Here is a 15382-nt window from a genome sequence, read left to right on the forward strand (position 1 = left end):
GGGTCTGAACCCGGAGGTCTACAAAAGTGTCACTGAACTCACCGGTATCGTAGGAGGGTGTAGCCTGACGCCACTCGATCCCTTCGACGGCAAAAACCACATTGCTGAATACCAGAAGTACACTGACCAACAGCCTTGACAAACTGCCCTGTATCATTGGAATCCTATCTATACGACGTTGTTATTATTAATAGATGAGCATTGTAGCCCGTAAGAAAGCCAGTTAAAACCATGCAAACGGCCATTTTTTAGTAAGGCAAGCCCCCGTTAACGTTCACCACCTGTACGGGCTCTTTGCGGGCGCACCTTTACCGGATTTTCTTTGGGAACAGGGCCAGGGTCAGAATAAGCAGGAAGCAATGGCTTATCACCCTCTGCCATCATCCACTGATTTTGCAAAGGCTGAAATGCCTGTTGCTGCTCACGGATATAACTGTATTTACCACCGGTAATGGCCAAAGCATCCTCATGACTGCGCAGGATGGAGGGCCGGATAAAAACCATCAGATTTTTTCGTTTTCGATCCTGGCTATTACTTCGGAACAAATGGCCCAGCACAGGGATATCCCCCAGCAGGGGGACCTTCTGTTCACTGTGGGTGATTTCATCAGAGATCAGCCCTCCCAGAACAATGATCGAGCCACTCTGCGCCTGAACTTTGGTTTCTATAGAGCGGGTACGGGTCACAATATCCGAGGCTTTACTGTCATCGGTGACACTGGAAATTTCCTGGTAGATATCCAGGGTCATTAGCTCCCCCTGGTTAATCTGGGGGGTCACCTTAAGCTGCAGACCAACATCCTTGCGCTCAATGGTCTGAAAGGGGTTATCGGTTGAAGAGGATGAACTGGTAGACTGTCCAGTAATGAAAGGCACATTCTCACCAACAACTATTTTCCCGCCTTCGTTGTCCAGGGCAATAAGGCTCGGGGTTGATAGAATATTAATGGCATCATTGCCGGAGAACGCCTGAATCAGCGCCCGCAGGGATCCATTCCGATAAAAGCCAAGGTTAAGCCCTCTGCCGATCAGGTTGTTTTCACCTGAGGCAAACCCGTCCAGCCCAACCAGCCCGCCGGCACTGAGCTTTGAGCCGCCATACCAGCCGTCACCGTTTACTGCAGAGTCACTGGTACCCCATTGCACTCCCAGCTCATTCAGTTCGGTATCCCCAATTTCAACAATGATGGCCTCAACCAACACCTGGGCCCGACGGATATCCAGTTTCTTTATGATTTTCTGAAGGGACTGTATGTAGGCAGGCGGTGCCGAGATCACCAGGGCGTTGGTACTCTCACTGGCCCTGATCGCAATTTGCAGCTCATCCCCGGCCCGGTTCTTATCTCTTTTCAACATGCTGGCGGAGATGTCTTTTAAAATATCGGCAGCCTCTTTTGCCTTCATGAAGTCCAGATAAATGACATGGGACTCATCTTCAATGATCTCTTCCCGGTCCAGAGTCAGCAGCAGGGTTTTCCACCGTTTCAGCCTGGCAGTGGGGCCACCGAGAATAATGCTATTGGTTCTTTCATCAGCGGCCATAAGCACTTTCTGAGAAGGCAACTGACCTGCCTTTCCCTTACCGGCAATGGCGTTTATGGTTGTCAGGGTATCCCGTGCATCGGCATACTGCAGACGAATAACCGACAGTTCAGAATCCTCATGCTGATCCAGCTGTGCAATCACCTGTTCCAATCGAGAGACAACCCGGTCTTCTGCCACTACCAGTAACAGATTGCTGTCGGGTAAAGCCGCAAGATGGCCTGTCTGGGGAACAAGAGACTTGATCACAGGAATGATCTGGGGAGCATTAATGTGGCGGGTTTTCAGGATACGGATCACCGTATCCACCCCGTTGAGTAGCACTCCATCCCGATAGGGAGGCGCAGAATGCCGAACCAGATTGCTGGGCAGTACTTTTACCGCCTGCCCTTCCTCCAGCACTGAGAACCCATGCAGCGCAAGAACTTCTTTAAAGACACGCCAGGCCTCCTCACGGCTCAGGGGGTCGTTTACAACCACCGTCACCTTACCCTTTACTCTTGGGTCAACAATCAGGTTTTTATCCGTTTCAAATGCAATCCAGTCAATGAAAGAGCGTAAATCACTGTTCTTCAATTTGATCTTGATGTCATTTCTGCCTTCAGACGCCGTTGCTCCAGACTGTTTTGATGACTGGCTGTCATGGGCACCCGGCACTGCCTTATCGTCGGCCAGCAATTGTTGAGAAAATACCGAAAGCATTACTACGAATGACACAAACCACTTCATCAATTACATCCCTGCTTATCGTTATTATTTTAATCGTTGATCAATTGTTGTTATTACCAAATCTTTGTTTCAGTGCATCCAGTCTGGCAGCCAGATCCCCATGCTCTACAGCTGAGGGTTGGCTGCCTGCTGAGAGAGTAACGGGGTCGCTGCCAGGTATGGTCACGGGTTTCGAAGTAAAAACCTCATCGGAAAATACCAGATTTTCCAGGCTACCATTGACCTCCAGAATGACTGCATGTTCATTAATGGCCTTGATCATCATATTCTCACCCGGACTGTCCCCCACCCGGTAGAGTTGACTGCCTCCCGGGCTGGCTATCTGCGCAGCATTGCGATCCTGGCTGGATGCCAGATAAACCGCCTCAAGATTTAACTTTACCCGTGTTTTGGGTAATGGTTCTTCAGCAGCAACGGCTTCCAGTCGTTCATCATGCAGTCGGAACAGGGGCGATGATAAAAGTGCTTCAGTAGTCAATGCCTCAGGCTGAATATCCTCTAAAAGATCGTGAGGTTGATTGAGGGGCCGAGCTCCCTGTAGGTCGGCTTGACTATGGGTTTCCCAAAACCAGTAAAAACTGGCTCCTGAATAGCCAGCAGCAGTCACCATTAAAGCAGCTGCAACGATATAGTGTATTTTTTGTACTTCGCTCATACGCATCTGTGTGCTACCAACTGCGAACAGGGCACAGCTATTAACCACGTTTTAAGTTCTATTTATACGAGAGTGGTAATCTATTAGCGTTCTGAACGATATCATACTCCAGCCTTGCTAACCAATTTTAAACGCATCGACAAAGGGGCTGCTAATCCAGGAAGGAGCGACCAGGAATTGAATTGTCAGCTTGGTTATGCTCATAGAATGCACGGAATCTGTGGTTGGTAACGCTATGGCCAGTTGGTCATTGTAGGGGCTCAGAGCCCCTTTTTCACAAGGGCTATCGAACATACTCACCCTGGAGCCTTTCGCCAAAAACATCGATCGGGTGCCCGTCTGTATCGCTATCGAATTCCAGATCACCATCGGTCCAAAGGACTGTGGAAGTGGTTTTGTCGATTTTCCGGAATAAGGTATACCCATCTTCAGTTTTGAATGTACTGGAAGTTTCAGCATTCTTGTCTTTTGTCATCTTTTTTATCTCGTTTTTTGATGTTAATCAGCGCTTATTGACACTGATTACAAAGGTTTCGATCCGGGTTGTTATGTCGTGTATTTACAAGAAATATGATTGGATAAATTGTCATTGATGGACAGGGAGTTACTCCCTGTCGTTTCAGGATTTTTTATTTGCCCTGATCGGTAAGGAATTTGTGCTCGATGCGCTCATTATCAAATGGCAGGTTATAGCCACCCACCGTCAACAGCACATTGGCTACCAGGATCACGCTGGTTTTGTTCTTGGTCAGCTTGCCCATTCTCATACAGCGACCATTCCACTGGGCACTGTCCTTATCCCAATTAATCTTGCTGATCTTCTCAGCAGTCACTATGTCCCGCTCACCCATATTGCCGTTCGGGTTCCTTAAAAAGTCCTGACTCGTCCCTTCTCGCATGTACAAGGCAAGTGCCTCAAATGCGAGCGCACTGACAGCTATGCTGTACTCCCGGGCAAATTGAACACGACTAACCGCTTCTTTGTCGTCTTGGGCGGCCTTGCGATCTTCTATTTCCGTAGTTCGAGTGATTTCTGTCCAGTGATGGATGTTGTCGTGAAGAGCATCAAGGGTACGCACAAGAGAGTTAACCGCATCATCGAAATGCTCCTCGGTTGGTTCGTGGTTTCTCGACAACTTGCAGAAGTCCACAACGCTTTTGAGCGGAAATGTTTTATGAGAGTTTTTGGAGCATGAAGATTTTTCGTATTCAGTCCGGCCCTGAAGGATTTTGGCTCTTATACTGACCTCAACCGCCAACGCATTCCAGGGATTACGTGAGTCATAGAGTGAGTTGATGCTACCGGATGGTTTACTTGCATTTAGGTTGATGTCGGTGAAAATCTGTTTTGCCGCTGGATGTTCAATGTCATCATAAATGGTGACAGCTATACTATCCGAAAGTGTTGAACAGCGCCCTTCTATTAGGGTGCGAATAGCTTGCAGTCGGTGTTGGCCGTCCGAGATTAAACATTGCTGACCAAGGGGAATGAACAGTTCACCTATGCTCTCACCGTCAGTAATCGGTTCAAACTTTGTTTGTCGTATGCCTGTCTTCAATAAAGTTACTGTTAAGGCCGGAAGAATGTAGTTTTGAGGATTTTCTTCGACATAATAAGCGATCTTTTCAGACCTGTTTTTATTTAATGTGCGTTGTGCCCTTTCTTCAACGGTGGCATAAGTATCAACAGGTGGCACTAATTTAATCACGTCCCGCATTGTCAGATTAGCGGCATAAAATATTTTCCCTCCTTGGATAGAACGGATGCAAGGAACAACGAAGTGAGTATCAGTGGTTCTGAATTTATAGGTTTGCTTGCTCATTTTCACTACCTTTGTGTTTATTTGATTTGTGGGTATAGTCTCACACTTTTTTCTCATTTCAACTTACACTGCATCTGGTGTCTGATTGGCTAAATTGCCAAAAGTTGAAATTAAAAACTTTTGTGAGATAGTAACCCTGCACCATTAGTTGATGGGTTTAAAAAAGGAGCGATGCAATGCTTGATGATATTTCCAAATTGCTTGATCTTTGTGGAAGTCAGAAGGTTCGTCTTGAGGTTGAAAAATCAGAAGATGGAAAATTCAGTGTCTTGATTCAAAATATGAGTCCGGTTGATAGTAAAAAGGATGCTGATGAGGCGGTTAAGGTTCTGAAATCCGCTCTTTCTATGCCACTTCTTTTAAAGGGAACGATTGAACAGCTTGAAGCAGGTATTCCTGATGCTCTTCAATCCTACTTCAATACTGCACAGCACTTATCCTGCCAGTTACAATCGAACCTTGAGGCTATTAAAGCGCAGGCAGAAAAGGCCAAAGCCAAATCAGCGGTGGCAGCTTCCAAGCGGAATAAAAAGAGTAATGGCAAAACTGTAACTCCTTCGGCTTCTGTCAGTACTACACCGGCAAATAAAAATAATGGAACAACTGAGAAGGAAGCAGTCGTTTCTAAACCAGAACCAACGCCAGAGCCGCTGGCTGCGAGCGATCTTTTTTGAAAGAACTTCGGGGAATTTATTATGACTTCTGAAATTATTGTCAATGTAGCACCTCGGTTGTTCAGGGCTGGCGCTTTGGAAATTGCCGATCCTAACCCATCGCTTTCTGCCACTGAGTCATGGGCGCTGTTACGGGATAACTACCCGCACCTTGCCCATGCTGAACTGTCCGACCCAACCCTTGAAAATGGCCATATGGTCATCACGGTTGAACTTCCTCCTGCCAAGGTCAATGGGTGAAACAATGAAGCAGCAATCCATTGATATTGCTGTTCATCAAGACGATGCCCTCCAATGCCTGCGGCACTTTATGAGCAGGCTTGGGGAGCAGGATGAACAGGGCAAGCAATTGAAACCGGCAAGGCTGAGTGCATCTGGCCTCTATGGCCTACCAGTAACTCGCCTGAAGGGTACTCATAAACCACCATTCTGAAGGTGTCAGAAGCAGGGAGTAATCATGTCACTACCCACTTTTTCTCTACAACCATCGGCTTTATCTGCCTCCAAGACAATGGTCGAAGATGCTTCCATTGCCTTTGTGACGGACTATCCAAGGCCGATAGAACAGATTTTTTCCATCGGGATTGCTAACGGCTTCATTGGCGCACACACCGTGGCCGAAACCCTGTCAGGAGCGTTATCGGATGGTCAGAAAGCACAGTGGCTTGTTTCCCAAACCAACTCAGTCCTGAGATCGGTAACAACCTGCGTAAATGAACAATATCCTGTTGAGTTATTCCAGGAACTGTCCCTCTGCATTCATAACGATTACAGCGATGTTGAAGGGGTCTGCGTGAAGGCCGATGGTGTTGGCAGGGTGGATATATCACCGGCTTTGATTCCAGAACGGTTGCGGCCTGTGGTGGTTCCCCTGCTGGATCGGCTTTGTTTGCTGGGACATATTATCCCTGAGTGGGATGTCCATAATCACTGCAATTATGGCTATGAGTTGTGGGACGATCTCAAACGGTGGCGGGAAATGCTACCTGATATTTTGAAACAAATTGCAGAAGGTGAAATAGCTGAGGATGATGTAACCGAGTTTATTTATGAGAATGATCTTTTCAGCCTGTACGCTTTCGATCACATGGAACTGGATATAAACCGTGAAGGTGACTTGGAGTTTGTAGCTAATATGTTGGATCGGTCAAAATCAATACAGTCATTGATGCCAACGGTTGAAAACCAAGATCAATATTTACTGGAAGTTGAGAAGCGGTTAAATAATCTGATTCAGTCTACGGAGTTTTCAAGAGCCATGCCGATTGTTCAGTGGTGCTTTTCTGTCATTTCGGAACTTTCAAAAATATCGCTGTCCGATGAAGAATATGAAAATATCTTTTCTTGGAATTACACAGAAAATCTTGTGTCGATTGCTTACGGGAACTTGCTTGGTTTTAATATCGGCCTGATGTCCATTATTGATGGGGAGTACCATCGGCAAATGGAAATCGGGGAAAGCTTTGGCGGTATCGTCCCTTTTGATTCAGTGTTCGACACCCTTCCAGCCTTCAAAATTCACCAACAAAGCCAATATTTAATTGAGCAGTTATCAATAATTCTTGCTCGAATGGATAGCCTTGAAGCCCCACCACTCTTCAAAACTTGATAAGGGAAAGAAGTGTGAGATAGTAACCCCGTCCCTGATAATAACCGGAGATAATAATATGAACATCATTATTCCACGTTCTTTGATTGTTGATTCAATTTCCAATGTTTGTTCAATTGTAAAGCCCAACAAGGCTAATGACATTCTTGAGCATGTGCTGATCGGTTTAACGGAGAATACCCTTTTCTTTACGGCTAATGATTCCTCGAAACAATTAACGGCTAAGGTGGATGTTTCCGGTATGGGCTTTAAAAGCTGCAAATCATTTTTGGTAAATGCCAAAAAACTGATGAGCATTGTCAAAGCCTCGCCGGAGTCCTCTGACTTAAAATTCAGGCGTGAGGCAAATGAATGTGTTGTTCGTTATGGTCGAAGCCGTTTCAAGCTAAGAGCCGTTCCTGTGGAAGGCGGGGGATTCCCAGAAATGGAATGCACTGACATCCGTTCTGGCTTCTTTATTGAACCCAGCCTTTTGAAACAACAGTTGATGAATTGCGGCTATGCAATGGGTAAAAATGACGTGCGGCATTATCTTAACGGTATGCTGATCGAACTAGGGAATGGAAAAGTCACCTATGCAGCCTCTAATGGCCATGTGCTTGCCAGAAGCGTTGTAGAAGTTGTTTCAAAGGGCGAGGATACTCAAGTAATTCTCCCTTTTGCTTCGGTTCGATATGTTGAAAAACTGTCCTCATTGATGGGGAAAGAACCAGTAAAAGTGCTGTTTAACCATGTGACTTTGAAAATTGAATCAGAGTCTTACATTTTTATAGCGTCATTGGTTGACGGTAAATTCCCCAATGTAGATGGGGTTATCCCGAAAAATACCCAGTTCCGGGCTTGCTTTGATACCAGTGCAATTGTGGATTCCGTTTCACGGGCTTCTGTTATGGGATCGGATTCTCTGGTCATCGCCTTTGATGACAAGGTGGCCTCTGTCCGTTCTGGGACGACAGGAAAAGATGAGTCTGTGGAAGAAATCGACATGCAGTACAGCGGTACACCTATTGAACTGAAGGTTTCGACCGATTACCTGTCCAACACGCTGAGTACCCTTTCCGGTGTCAGTGAAAAAATTGAGTTCCGCTTTGACAATGACAACTCGGCCTTTCTGGTACAGGGATTAGGAGTAAGCGATACCAGCCGAACCCATGTGGTCATGCCCATGCGAGCCTGAGCCACCCCATAACAACGTGCGGCTGCACAGGCCGCCGTTCCCATAACAGAATAATTTCAGGAAAGCACAATGACCCCGCAACTGGTTGAACTCAAAAATGTCCCTGCCCCGCAACTGGCGTTGGTGCTCTATTCAGACGGACAGGTGTCCCGGCATCCAGTGGTGGCGCAGAATAACCAATATGCCGTTGGTGCAGGCAACCTGTTGGCCGTTGAAGGGCTGAAAAGGATTCTTACACCCTATTCTGAAGCACTGGCACAACGTAGTGAGGAAGCCCTGAGAGAGTTCATCCCCGCTAATGTCTTTGTCAGAAGCCATAACACTCTGGGGTGGGTTGCCCAGCCCCGGCGTTCAACCATCTGGTTTCAGAAAGTCCCCGTGAAAAATGTCCCGTGGTGCCCGTTGCTGTTCTTTGCCCAGCAAAGCGCAGTTAATGGCAGTCTCTCCCTGAAAGTGTTTGCAGTGGAGTCCCAAGCCATCCATCCCGATAGCCGACTGTTCCATGCGCCCCTGATGAACATTAGCGGTAATGGGCTGTTGTGCTTTGGCACAGCCACACAACCGGAGCACCTGAGAATCGACTCCATACCGGGGTTTGAAGAAGCGGTCTATGGAACTCGGTTCTCTCACACAAATTTCAGCAAAACCCTTCGGACAGAACCCAACAAGGACGTGACAAATAAAGATCATATTACCTTTTGGAAGTCACTGTCCGGCGTGGACTCGTTTCCCCTGGAACGCCTTAACCCGACCCAGTTTACTGTTGCTGACCTAATTAATGGGGAGATCAAATAATGAAAAATCTGAAGTTTAAATGCCCTGAACACTGGTACAGCCGACCTATCCGTACCTTGTTAATCGGTTGTGGTGGCACTGGCTCTGAAATGCTCGATGCACTTCACCGCATCCATATCTGCCTGTTGGCCTTGGGGGGACAGGGTATCGACTTAACGGTATACGACGATGATGTGGTGGAAGTAAACAACATTGGTAGGCAACGGTTCTGGCAGGACGATGTAGGCCAGAATAAGGCGGTCGTATCTGTCCAGAGAATCAATTATTGCAATGGCCTTGAATGGGTGGCCATGCCCTTTCGGTTCTCTGCCGATCTGCTGAAAGATAAATTTTACGATCTGATAATTACTGCCGTGGACAATGGGCGATTGCGCTATGAAATCGGGCAGCTTGCCGAAGGCTGCACCATTGACACCCTCTGGTTTGATGCGGGGGTCGGCGCTGCGGATGGTCAAGTTATTTGTGGACATCTGGGCAACCCAGAAACAGGAAGCAAGCTACCCAACGTCTACGACCTTTACCGGGAGGGCTTGCTAACCAAAGAAGGAATTCAGGAACCGCAAGGCTGTAGCTCACTCGCAGCTTCACTGGCAGCACAGGGACTTTTTATTAACCGGCTGGCCAGTGATGTGATGGGAGACAACCTTTTCAACCTAATTCGTCATGGAGGGATCGACCACCACGGAAGTTTTTTCCAGATTGACCCGGTTCAGGTTAAGCCACTGAAGGTGGATGAGCAGGTCTGGTTGTCATTTGGCTACCGGGCAGAAGCAAAGGCCGCTTGAAGGAACTGGGGGAAGCTTTTGTTCCCCCACTTTCTCTCTCTGGTGAGCCAGTCCTTTTGAGTTCACACAGGACGAAAATAACAATATTTTATGGGGGCAACTCCCTTTGGAGATTGATTTGATGCTGGAATTAATTAAGTTTGAGGAGGGGCAGAACACAGACCCTACATTCAAAATAATTGAGGAAAATCATAGAGCTATGAGGGCGTTTTGTAGTAAAAATGGCATAACTCCCTGTGATTATGTCCAGTTTTGACAGGAAAAAGGAAAAAACCGTGACAAAGTATAAAGACAAGCTGACTGAGCAATACGGTGATGATATCGGCAACGTGGTGGGCTGTGGACTTGATCGTTTGAACCGAGATTTTGTCTATTTTGAAATCAATGCAGCTGTGGATTTTTTTAAAAAACACAGGCAAAAAATCGACACGTTTACGATTGGGGATCGCCGTAAGCTAGTTGCTGACTATATTGGCAGCGGCGGCACAATCCCGAAAGAGCTTCTCTGATCTCTTATCCCTGCTGTTCTGGTTGCAAATCGACTGGAACAGCGGCATATTGACCATTGTCGTTAAACGACACAGAACTACAAATGCTGACGGTTGTGGCAGACAGCATTGAAAGACAACCACACTCAACAATGACCTTTCCCTTGGTCAGCCAAACACGCTCCCCGCTTGCCCGGTTCGTTCCGGCGTTTTCCTGTACCTGATTTTCACTCTACCCCACCACTTTGCCCCGGCTGAAGCCTGTTGGCCTGTGCTGCTGTTCCGGCATCAGAGGCAACCCGGTTTCTTCGCCCTGCGTGGCAAGAAAAGTGGCTTGCGGATCGTGAAATTGCCATAGCACCTTGCGGTGTCGATCCATCTTACAACTTGCCGGTTTGTGACCGGTTTACTCAAAAAAGTCTGTTATCGACAGGCAAAAATAACCTAAGGAAAAAAACAATGATCCGTTCATTACTCCTCAGCATCTTCTCTCTGGTGTTCCTGGCTGGCAGCCAGTCGCTAGATCCTTATACCGGAGCCCGAGGAAATCTTTTATTTGCAATGAAATATAAAGGAGTTCCCAAAGCTGTTTCTGGTTGCTGACTATACAGAGTCAAACCTGCATGCGGGCTTGTCTGGTGGAGAGCCTGTTGTCGGAGTTACCAGCAGATTGACGGTTGAACCCAGTGTGAGTATTGGCCTTGCCGATCCCTACACGGTCAACTCGAAACTTCTGGATACTCTGTCGGATACAGCCATCATTCACAAACTGACGAAAAAAGGCGGGCTTTACCGAATCGTTAATGGTGGTCTGCCCTCGCTTTCACAGGTGTTCCGGTACATTGAAACCCTGGCCTGGGATCTGGGTCACGGCGAGTACTTGTCACCTCCGCTCGATCAATGGCTGTTTGGTGAGAACGGAGTGATGGTTGCACCTTCGGCCTTCCAGTCTTTGAAAACCGAGGCTCCTTCCCTGGCGCCAAAAATTGACGACATCCCGTTCTGAATCAGCGGGGTAATCTATACAAATATCACCCTGGCGGGGCTTCTCCCGTTAAGGGATGTAGCCCCAAACACTGGAGCTACATATGACAAAAAACAATGATCCACGACAGCGGTATCATCCGGCGGTCGTCGAAGAGGCTAGAAAAAAAGCAGAGCCTTTGGCTTTGCAAATGGGCCTTTGTGAAGTACCTGGTGAATTGATGGATCTGATCTGTCCAAATCTTGATTTCGCCTCGGAATTCTCACCGAAACTTTATGCAAAGTTCCTGCATGTGAAGCAAATTCTCAAAGAACTTGCGGATCAAGCCAACCCTATGCACGGACATATTGTTAAGTTTACGACACAGTATGGGTGCTATGACGAATCAGTCCTTCTGTTACAAGAAGCTGATGTCAGAAGACAGAACCTGGTTGCTTGTACAGGTGGAAAGAATATTGACGAATTGAATATTCGGGAATATGGACTTCCTATGCACATTGGCAGCGGCGGCCCTTTTGAGCCAATCACTGCTGGTCAAATTCAAGCTCTATCCGAGTTTGATATGCATGAAACATTCTACCGGTTCTGGGGAACATACCCCTGCGGAAGAGGAATGATAACAGTCACAGTTCCAATGAAACGGTGGTTTTTAACCATTGATGCGGAGTTCTGACACTCCCCGCCCTATCGGGCGAGGGTTCTAATCACATCTACTCATGTGGGGCTGAACCCCACAAGGGATAACCCCACTCTAACCAGAGTGGTTCAACTTTCTATGCCATTTGGCATAGGTCCAGTCGCAGAACACATACCCTGCGACTGCAGGTGTTGTTCTGCAATACCTGCGAGGACTTTAAAATGATCATTGCGGTTTATGCGACCTGCTTGATTTCCGGTTACTGCCTGTCCATTCCTGTTATCAGGACAACCAGGGCGCTTGGCCTTACCCGGGGTTAAACCCTTTGAACACGCTCCTTTGTGGCGTGTTCCTCCAGAGCATTTGAACAGTGCTTTGCAGGAACACGCCACATTAATAGGAGGAGCGACATGTTCAGTTTTCTGGTTATTTTTCCGGCATTGGTGATCACTGGCTGGATTCTTTCTCGACCTATCATCAGAGTACTCAATCAGTTTGGTATTTACTGATTACAAAAGGCTCCCTCTGTGGAGCCTTAATTATTTTCTTTGTGAATATACTTTATGAAATTACGATCAATAAATGGCCAGATTTGATAAGTCACAACTGTATGAGACAATACAATTAAGCCAATAAATACTTTAAATGACCTGTATCAATTGTCTTGAATAATAGCTCGATTAATATTTAGCCAGAAAACTATTGCTTAATTATCTTTGCCCCAGTTCAATCAAGGAAAATGTGATGAACAAAAAAAGAACAGTGTTGAGTTTGTCTGTAGCCATGGCAACTGCTTTGTTGATTTCAGGTTGCGGTGGAGAGGATGATAGCGGTGGTGGTGGTTACAACCCACCTGAAGAATCTACCGATATGGTAGCCAATACTGCTGATGCGATTGGCTTTGCCATTGTAAACAGCCTTTTGGAAAACACCCGGGAAGGACCATGTGATTCATTAAAGAAAATTGTCAAGGTCAGTGATGGTGCGAATGCATCTTATGTCTTTAAGGATTTCTTTACCAACATTCAAAGTGCTGGTTGCTCAATTAGCAATATTCAGATGATGAAATCTTCCGTTATTTTGGAAGGTAACTTCAGTAGCTTTACAGATAATAGTGGAAATGAAGTTAAATCATGTAAAATTGTAAGCATTCCTTTGAATGAACCAGAGTCAATACCCCAGTGTGTAGGACTAGGTTTCCAGGAAGATCTTGACCAGCCCTACGTGCGAAGACTATTTCAGTCAGATGTCAGTAATGATGGTGAGGTCTATTTACTCGGCCATACCATTCATAGCACTGAACATACAAATAACGGAACCTATGAGTTCGCACTGAGCATGTGGTCCGGAGGTGAGTTTGATACTATCTTCAGACATGTTTCCATGGAGGAGCATAGCGCGAACTTTATCTATGGATGGTTGAATGGTGACAAAAATGTTGTGTTCGATACCAACCTTCAAGTTGCAAGTGGTTACGGACATCGCAGGTTGAAAACCGGTGTGATCGCTGATGACAGGTCATCGGTTCAAGTGGGTTACGACATAGATACAACCAGGAAGGCTAATGATTTTAAGCCGTTTAAGGTCGGCAACTACCTGATCCATAACTGGCGTTATTCGGTCAATAATGACAGCCGCTATGATCACCACTTCGTGTTCGATCTGTCACTGCCCGATACGTTTAATTATGTGCAATTCAACGATCCTTCCGGAAACGGTTATCAGCTAAATGGTGTCTATGGCTTAACCCAGGTGCGTAATAACAAGTCGGCTTTCTTTGGCAATTATTTGGATGGTATAAGCTACATCAATTCCGGGTTTTACACCATAGATCATGATACCCTGAATATTGAGAGCGTCTTTAATGTAGATACTTACACCGGGACGCAGCTGGCTGGTATTCAAAACCTAGGCGATAGCCATGTTGCTTATGTAACCACCTATACCGGTGAATTACTAGCCTTTGATATGAACACCTTGCTACCTGTGAATGGTGGAGCAAATTTAATGGATAATTCCATAGCTCAGGGCACCTCTATTACTGGCACTCGGATGTACCTCGGTGGCATGTCAATTATTGGTAATCAGAACGGTGAAAGCAAAACGTACTACTACGATCAAGTTTCGGAACAGTGGACAGATGTGACGCCTGAAGATACCTCATCCCTTAAGGAGGTTGTTTCTCCTATATTTTCGACTTCATAATAAGAAGTGATAAAAAAAAGCCCCGTGTTATCCGGGGCTTTTTTCTAACCATTATAAAACCAGCCTTTTAATATAATGCTCCCACCACCTCCCTGAGAGAGGGTTACATGTTGCGGTCTAGTGCCCCATGAGTTTGCAGGAATATCAATTTGTTCAATATTTCTAATCTCATAACCATGCCCCTTACTTCCTGTGCGATTCAAATACCAGCTCCCATAGTTAATACCGTTATCAAAGGAAATAGAAGCACTTCCGTATGGAGGCCTGTATGTCTCAATTAACATGCCTACAGCATTTGCAGGAATTGCATACTTACCTGCACCAAAAGACTTTGGTTCAAATTTTTTAATACCACTGGAAGGTGCAGAAACCAGCTCCCATTGGCTGTTTTTACAGAAGATGAGTTCTCCCTCTAAACTAACGCCCAACTCTTTGTCTTCACACGAAATATTAGTGTCTATCTCTTCATTGAGCTTAATAAGTTCTGCCTGGACATAATTGGCCGTACTGGTTCCTGCCGGTGAAATCTGAAACGAGTCGTCATCAATGTCAGCAAAGGTCCGGGCTCTCAGGTTACCACTGGAGGTAACATCGCCGCCGGCGAACAAATTCTGAGTGATGGTCATAGACCGGACGTTCTGCAAACTGCGATTGTTCCAGTCAAAATCATGGGTAGGCTTCACACTGCCATCAGCCCGAAGGTAGATATCAGAATCCGCTGAGTTGCTGGCCACCAGGGTTACCCGGCCTTCTTCATCGTCCCTGGCATCGAAGAATACCCGGCCGCCGTAATCAGGATCGGCATTCAGGGTTGAAACTCCCTTGGCACCCGAAACCACCTGGCCCGATACATGGCCAACATTGTGAACGCTGTCATTGGGTATGCCGAGGTCGATTTCAGCCCGAACTTCACCAGTAGCCGCGTTCTTGGTGATGGTGACGTTGTACTCCATACGCAAAGGCAGAATCTCAGGGTAGTCGCAGGGCAGATAAGCTATATCCGCTGTCGCCCCTCTTCCACAGTTAGCCTGGCTTTTGAGCCATTTAACACCCCGATACTGGGTTATCCCTTCTGGAATGATATTGTCATCATTGGCATTGCGGGAAATATAGGTCCGAACTGCATTGTTGACCTGCCCGGCTTCCTTGCCTGTGGCATAGGCCAACTTGTCGAGGGAGTCACCCTGGGAGAGAACCGCATGGGTAATGGCCATTGAGCCCATCACCATGATGCCGATTGCCAGAGGCAACAGAACATAGCCTTTTTGTTGTTTCATG

General features: G+C 46.6%; 17 protein-coding genes. 11 read left to right on the plus strand and 6 right to left on the minus strand.

The window, feature by feature from the left end; genetic code table 11:
* Window positions 1–267 precede the first annotated feature (267 nt).
* The 4 genes from gspD to ACNRUY_RS14980 all read right to left on the minus strand — a co-directional run bounded on the left by gspD (window position 268) and on the right by ACNRUY_RS14980 (window position 4749).
* Window positions 268–2271, minus strand: a complete 2004-nt coding sequence (gene gspD, locus ACNRUY_RS14965; protein ID WP_488112446.1) for a type II secretion system secretin GspD — start codon at window positions 2269–2271, stop codon at window positions 268–270.
* A 40-nt stretch (window positions 2272–2311) separates the two neighbouring features.
* The gene (locus ACNRUY_RS14970; RefSeq protein WP_488112447.1) at window positions 2312–2926 is read right to left on the minus strand and encodes a type II secretion system protein N; all 615 of its coding nucleotides are present in this window, start codon (window positions 2924–2926) and stop codon (window positions 2312–2314) included.
* A gap of 283 nt (window positions 2927–3209) precedes the next feature.
* On the minus strand, window positions 3210–3401 hold the full coding sequence (locus ACNRUY_RS14975) for a hypothetical protein (protein WP_488112448.1): 192 nt from the start codon (window positions 3399–3401) through the stop codon (window positions 3210–3212).
* Window positions 3402–3555: 154 nt separating this feature from the next.
* Window positions 3556–4749: a DNA sulfur modification protein DndB gene (locus ACNRUY_RS14980; protein WP_488112449.1), complete on the minus strand. Its 1194-nt coding sequence runs from the start codon at window positions 4747–4749 to the stop codon at window positions 3556–3558.
* Window positions 4750–4925: 176 nt separating this feature from the next.
* On the opposite strand from ACNRUY_RS14980, the gene ACNRUY_RS14985 reads away from it, so the two are divergent.
* From ACNRUY_RS14985 to ACNRUY_RS15020, 8 genes are all read left to right on the plus strand, one after another.
* Complete coding sequence (locus tag ACNRUY_RS14985; protein WP_488112450.1) at window positions 4926–5423, plus strand: PRTRC system protein E; 498 nt, start codon at window positions 4926–4928, stop codon at window positions 5421–5423.
* A 21-nt stretch (window positions 5424–5444) separates the two neighbouring features.
* Window positions 5445–5663 carry a PRTRC system protein C gene (locus tag ACNRUY_RS14990; RefSeq protein ID WP_488112451.1) on the plus strand — a complete coding sequence of 73 codons (219 nt, stop codon included), beginning with the start codon at window positions 5445–5447 and terminating at the stop codon, window positions 5661–5663.
* A 4-nt stretch (window positions 5664–5667) separates the two neighbouring features.
* Window positions 5668–5856: a hypothetical protein gene (locus tag ACNRUY_RS14995; RefSeq protein ID WP_488112452.1), complete on the plus strand. Its 189-nt coding sequence runs from the start codon at window positions 5668–5670 to the stop codon at window positions 5854–5856.
* Window positions 5857–5880: 24 nt separating this feature from the next.
* Window positions 5881–7032, plus strand: coding sequence for a hypothetical protein (locus ACNRUY_RS15000; protein WP_488112453.1), 1152 nt, complete (start codon window positions 5881–5883; stop codon window positions 7030–7032).
* A gap of 58 nt (window positions 7033–7090) precedes the next feature.
* Complete coding sequence (dnaN, locus tag ACNRUY_RS15005) at window positions 7091–8209, plus strand: DNA polymerase III subunit beta (RefSeq protein WP_488112454.1); 1119 nt, start codon at window positions 7091–7093, stop codon at window positions 8207–8209.
* Between the two features lie 69 nt (window positions 8210–8278).
* Window positions 8279–9004, plus strand: a complete 726-nt coding sequence (locus ACNRUY_RS15010) for a hypothetical protein (protein WP_488112455.1) — start codon at window positions 8279–8281, stop codon at window positions 9002–9004.
* On the plus strand, window positions 9004–9789 hold the full coding sequence (locus tag ACNRUY_RS15015; protein ID WP_488112456.1) for a PRTRC system ThiF family protein: 786 nt from the start codon (window positions 9004–9006) through the stop codon (window positions 9787–9789). The genes ACNRUY_RS15010 and ACNRUY_RS15015 overlap by 1 nt, the downstream gene beginning before the upstream one ends.
* A 275-nt stretch (window positions 9790–10064) precedes the next feature.
* On the plus strand, window positions 10065–10298 hold the full coding sequence (locus ACNRUY_RS15020) for a hypothetical protein (protein ID WP_488112457.1): 234 nt from the start codon (window positions 10065–10067) through the stop codon (window positions 10296–10298).
* 211 nt (window positions 10299–10509) lie between these two features.
* Here ACNRUY_RS15020 and ACNRUY_RS15025 read toward each other — a convergent pair whose 3' ends face one another.
* On the minus strand, window positions 10510–10656 hold the full coding sequence (locus ACNRUY_RS15025) for a hypothetical protein (RefSeq protein ID WP_488112458.1): 147 nt from the start codon (window positions 10654–10656) through the stop codon (window positions 10510–10512).
* Between the two features lie 291 nt (window positions 10657–10947).
* On the opposite strand from ACNRUY_RS15025, the gene ACNRUY_RS15030 reads away from it, so the two are divergent.
* The 3 genes from ACNRUY_RS15030 to ACNRUY_RS15040 all read left to right on the plus strand — a co-directional run bounded on the left by ACNRUY_RS15030 (window position 10948) and on the right by ACNRUY_RS15040 (window position 14104).
* Window positions 10948–11283, plus strand: a complete 336-nt coding sequence (locus ACNRUY_RS15030; RefSeq protein WP_488112459.1) for a hypothetical protein — start codon at window positions 10948–10950, stop codon at window positions 11281–11283.
* Between the two features lie 82 nt (window positions 11284–11365).
* Window positions 11366–11935 carry a hypothetical protein gene (locus tag ACNRUY_RS15035; RefSeq protein ID WP_488112460.1) on the plus strand — a complete coding sequence of 190 codons (570 nt, stop codon included), beginning with the start codon at window positions 11366–11368 and terminating at the stop codon, window positions 11933–11935.
* Window positions 11936–12643: 708 nt separating this feature from the next.
* Window positions 12644–14104 (plus strand): hypothetical protein, encoded by a 1461-nt coding sequence (locus ACNRUY_RS15040; protein WP_488112461.1) that lies wholly within the window; start codon window positions 12644–12646, stop codon window positions 14102–14104.
* 44 nt (window positions 14105–14148) lie between these two features.
* Here ACNRUY_RS15040 and ACNRUY_RS15045 read toward each other — a convergent pair whose 3' ends face one another.
* On the minus strand, window positions 14149–15381 hold the full coding sequence (locus ACNRUY_RS15045) for a hypothetical protein (RefSeq protein ID WP_488112462.1): 1233 nt from the start codon (window positions 15379–15381) through the stop codon (window positions 14149–14151).
* Window position 15382 lies beyond the last annotated feature (1 nt).

This window comes from Endozoicomonas sp. Z74, from assembly GCF_057680865.1.

What these genes read in the sequence shown, in the direction of transcription:
- gspD (WP_488112446.1), bottom strand. Translation starts at nt 2,271, where the DNA reads ATGAAGTGGTTTGTGTCATTCGTAGTAATGCTTTCGGTATTTTCTCAA.
- ACNRUY_RS14970 (WP_488112447.1), bottom strand. Translation starts at nt 2,926, where the DNA reads ATGAGCGAAGTACAAAAAATACACTATATCGTTGCAGCTGCTTTAATG.
- ACNRUY_RS14975 (WP_488112448.1), bottom strand. Translation starts at nt 3,401, where the DNA reads ATGACAAAAGACAAGAATGCTGAAACTTCCAGTACATTCAAAACTGAA.
- ACNRUY_RS14980 (WP_488112449.1), bottom strand. Translation starts at nt 4,749, where the DNA reads ATGAGCAAGCAAACCTATAAATTCAGAACCACTGATACTCACTTCGTT.
- ACNRUY_RS14985 (WP_488112450.1), top strand. Translation starts at nt 4,926, where the DNA reads ATGCTTGATGATATTTCCAAATTGCTTGATCTTTGTGGAAGTCAGAAG.
- ACNRUY_RS14990 (WP_488112451.1), top strand. Translation starts at nt 5,445, where the DNA reads ATGACTTCTGAAATTATTGTCAATGTAGCACCTCGGTTGTTCAGGGCT.
- ACNRUY_RS14995 (WP_488112452.1), top strand. Translation starts at nt 5,668, where the DNA reads ATGAAGCAGCAATCCATTGATATTGCTGTTCATCAAGACGATGCCCTC.
- ACNRUY_RS15000 (WP_488112453.1), top strand. Translation starts at nt 5,881, where the DNA reads ATGTCACTACCCACTTTTTCTCTACAACCATCGGCTTTATCTGCCTCC.
- dnaN (WP_488112454.1), top strand. Translation starts at nt 7,091, where the DNA reads ATGAACATCATTATTCCACGTTCTTTGATTGTTGATTCAATTTCCAAT.
- ACNRUY_RS15010 (WP_488112455.1), top strand. Translation starts at nt 8,279, where the DNA reads ATGACCCCGCAACTGGTTGAACTCAAAAATGTCCCTGCCCCGCAACTG.
- ACNRUY_RS15015 (WP_488112456.1), top strand. Translation starts at nt 9,004, where the DNA reads ATGAAAAATCTGAAGTTTAAATGCCCTGAACACTGGTACAGCCGACCT.
- ACNRUY_RS15025 (WP_488112458.1), bottom strand. Translation starts at nt 10,656, where the DNA reads ATGGATCGACACCGCAAGGTGCTATGGCAATTTCACGATCCGCAAGCC.
- ACNRUY_RS15035 (WP_488112460.1), top strand. Translation starts at nt 11,366, where the DNA reads ATGACAAAAAACAATGATCCACGACAGCGGTATCATCCGGCGGTCGTC.
- ACNRUY_RS15040 (WP_488112461.1), top strand. Translation starts at nt 12,644, where the DNA reads ATGAACAAAAAAAGAACAGTGTTGAGTTTGTCTGTAGCCATGGCAACT.
- ACNRUY_RS15045 (WP_488112462.1), bottom strand. Translation starts at nt 15,381, where the DNA reads ATGAAACAACAAAAAGGCTATGTTCTGTTGCCTCTGGCAATCGGCATC.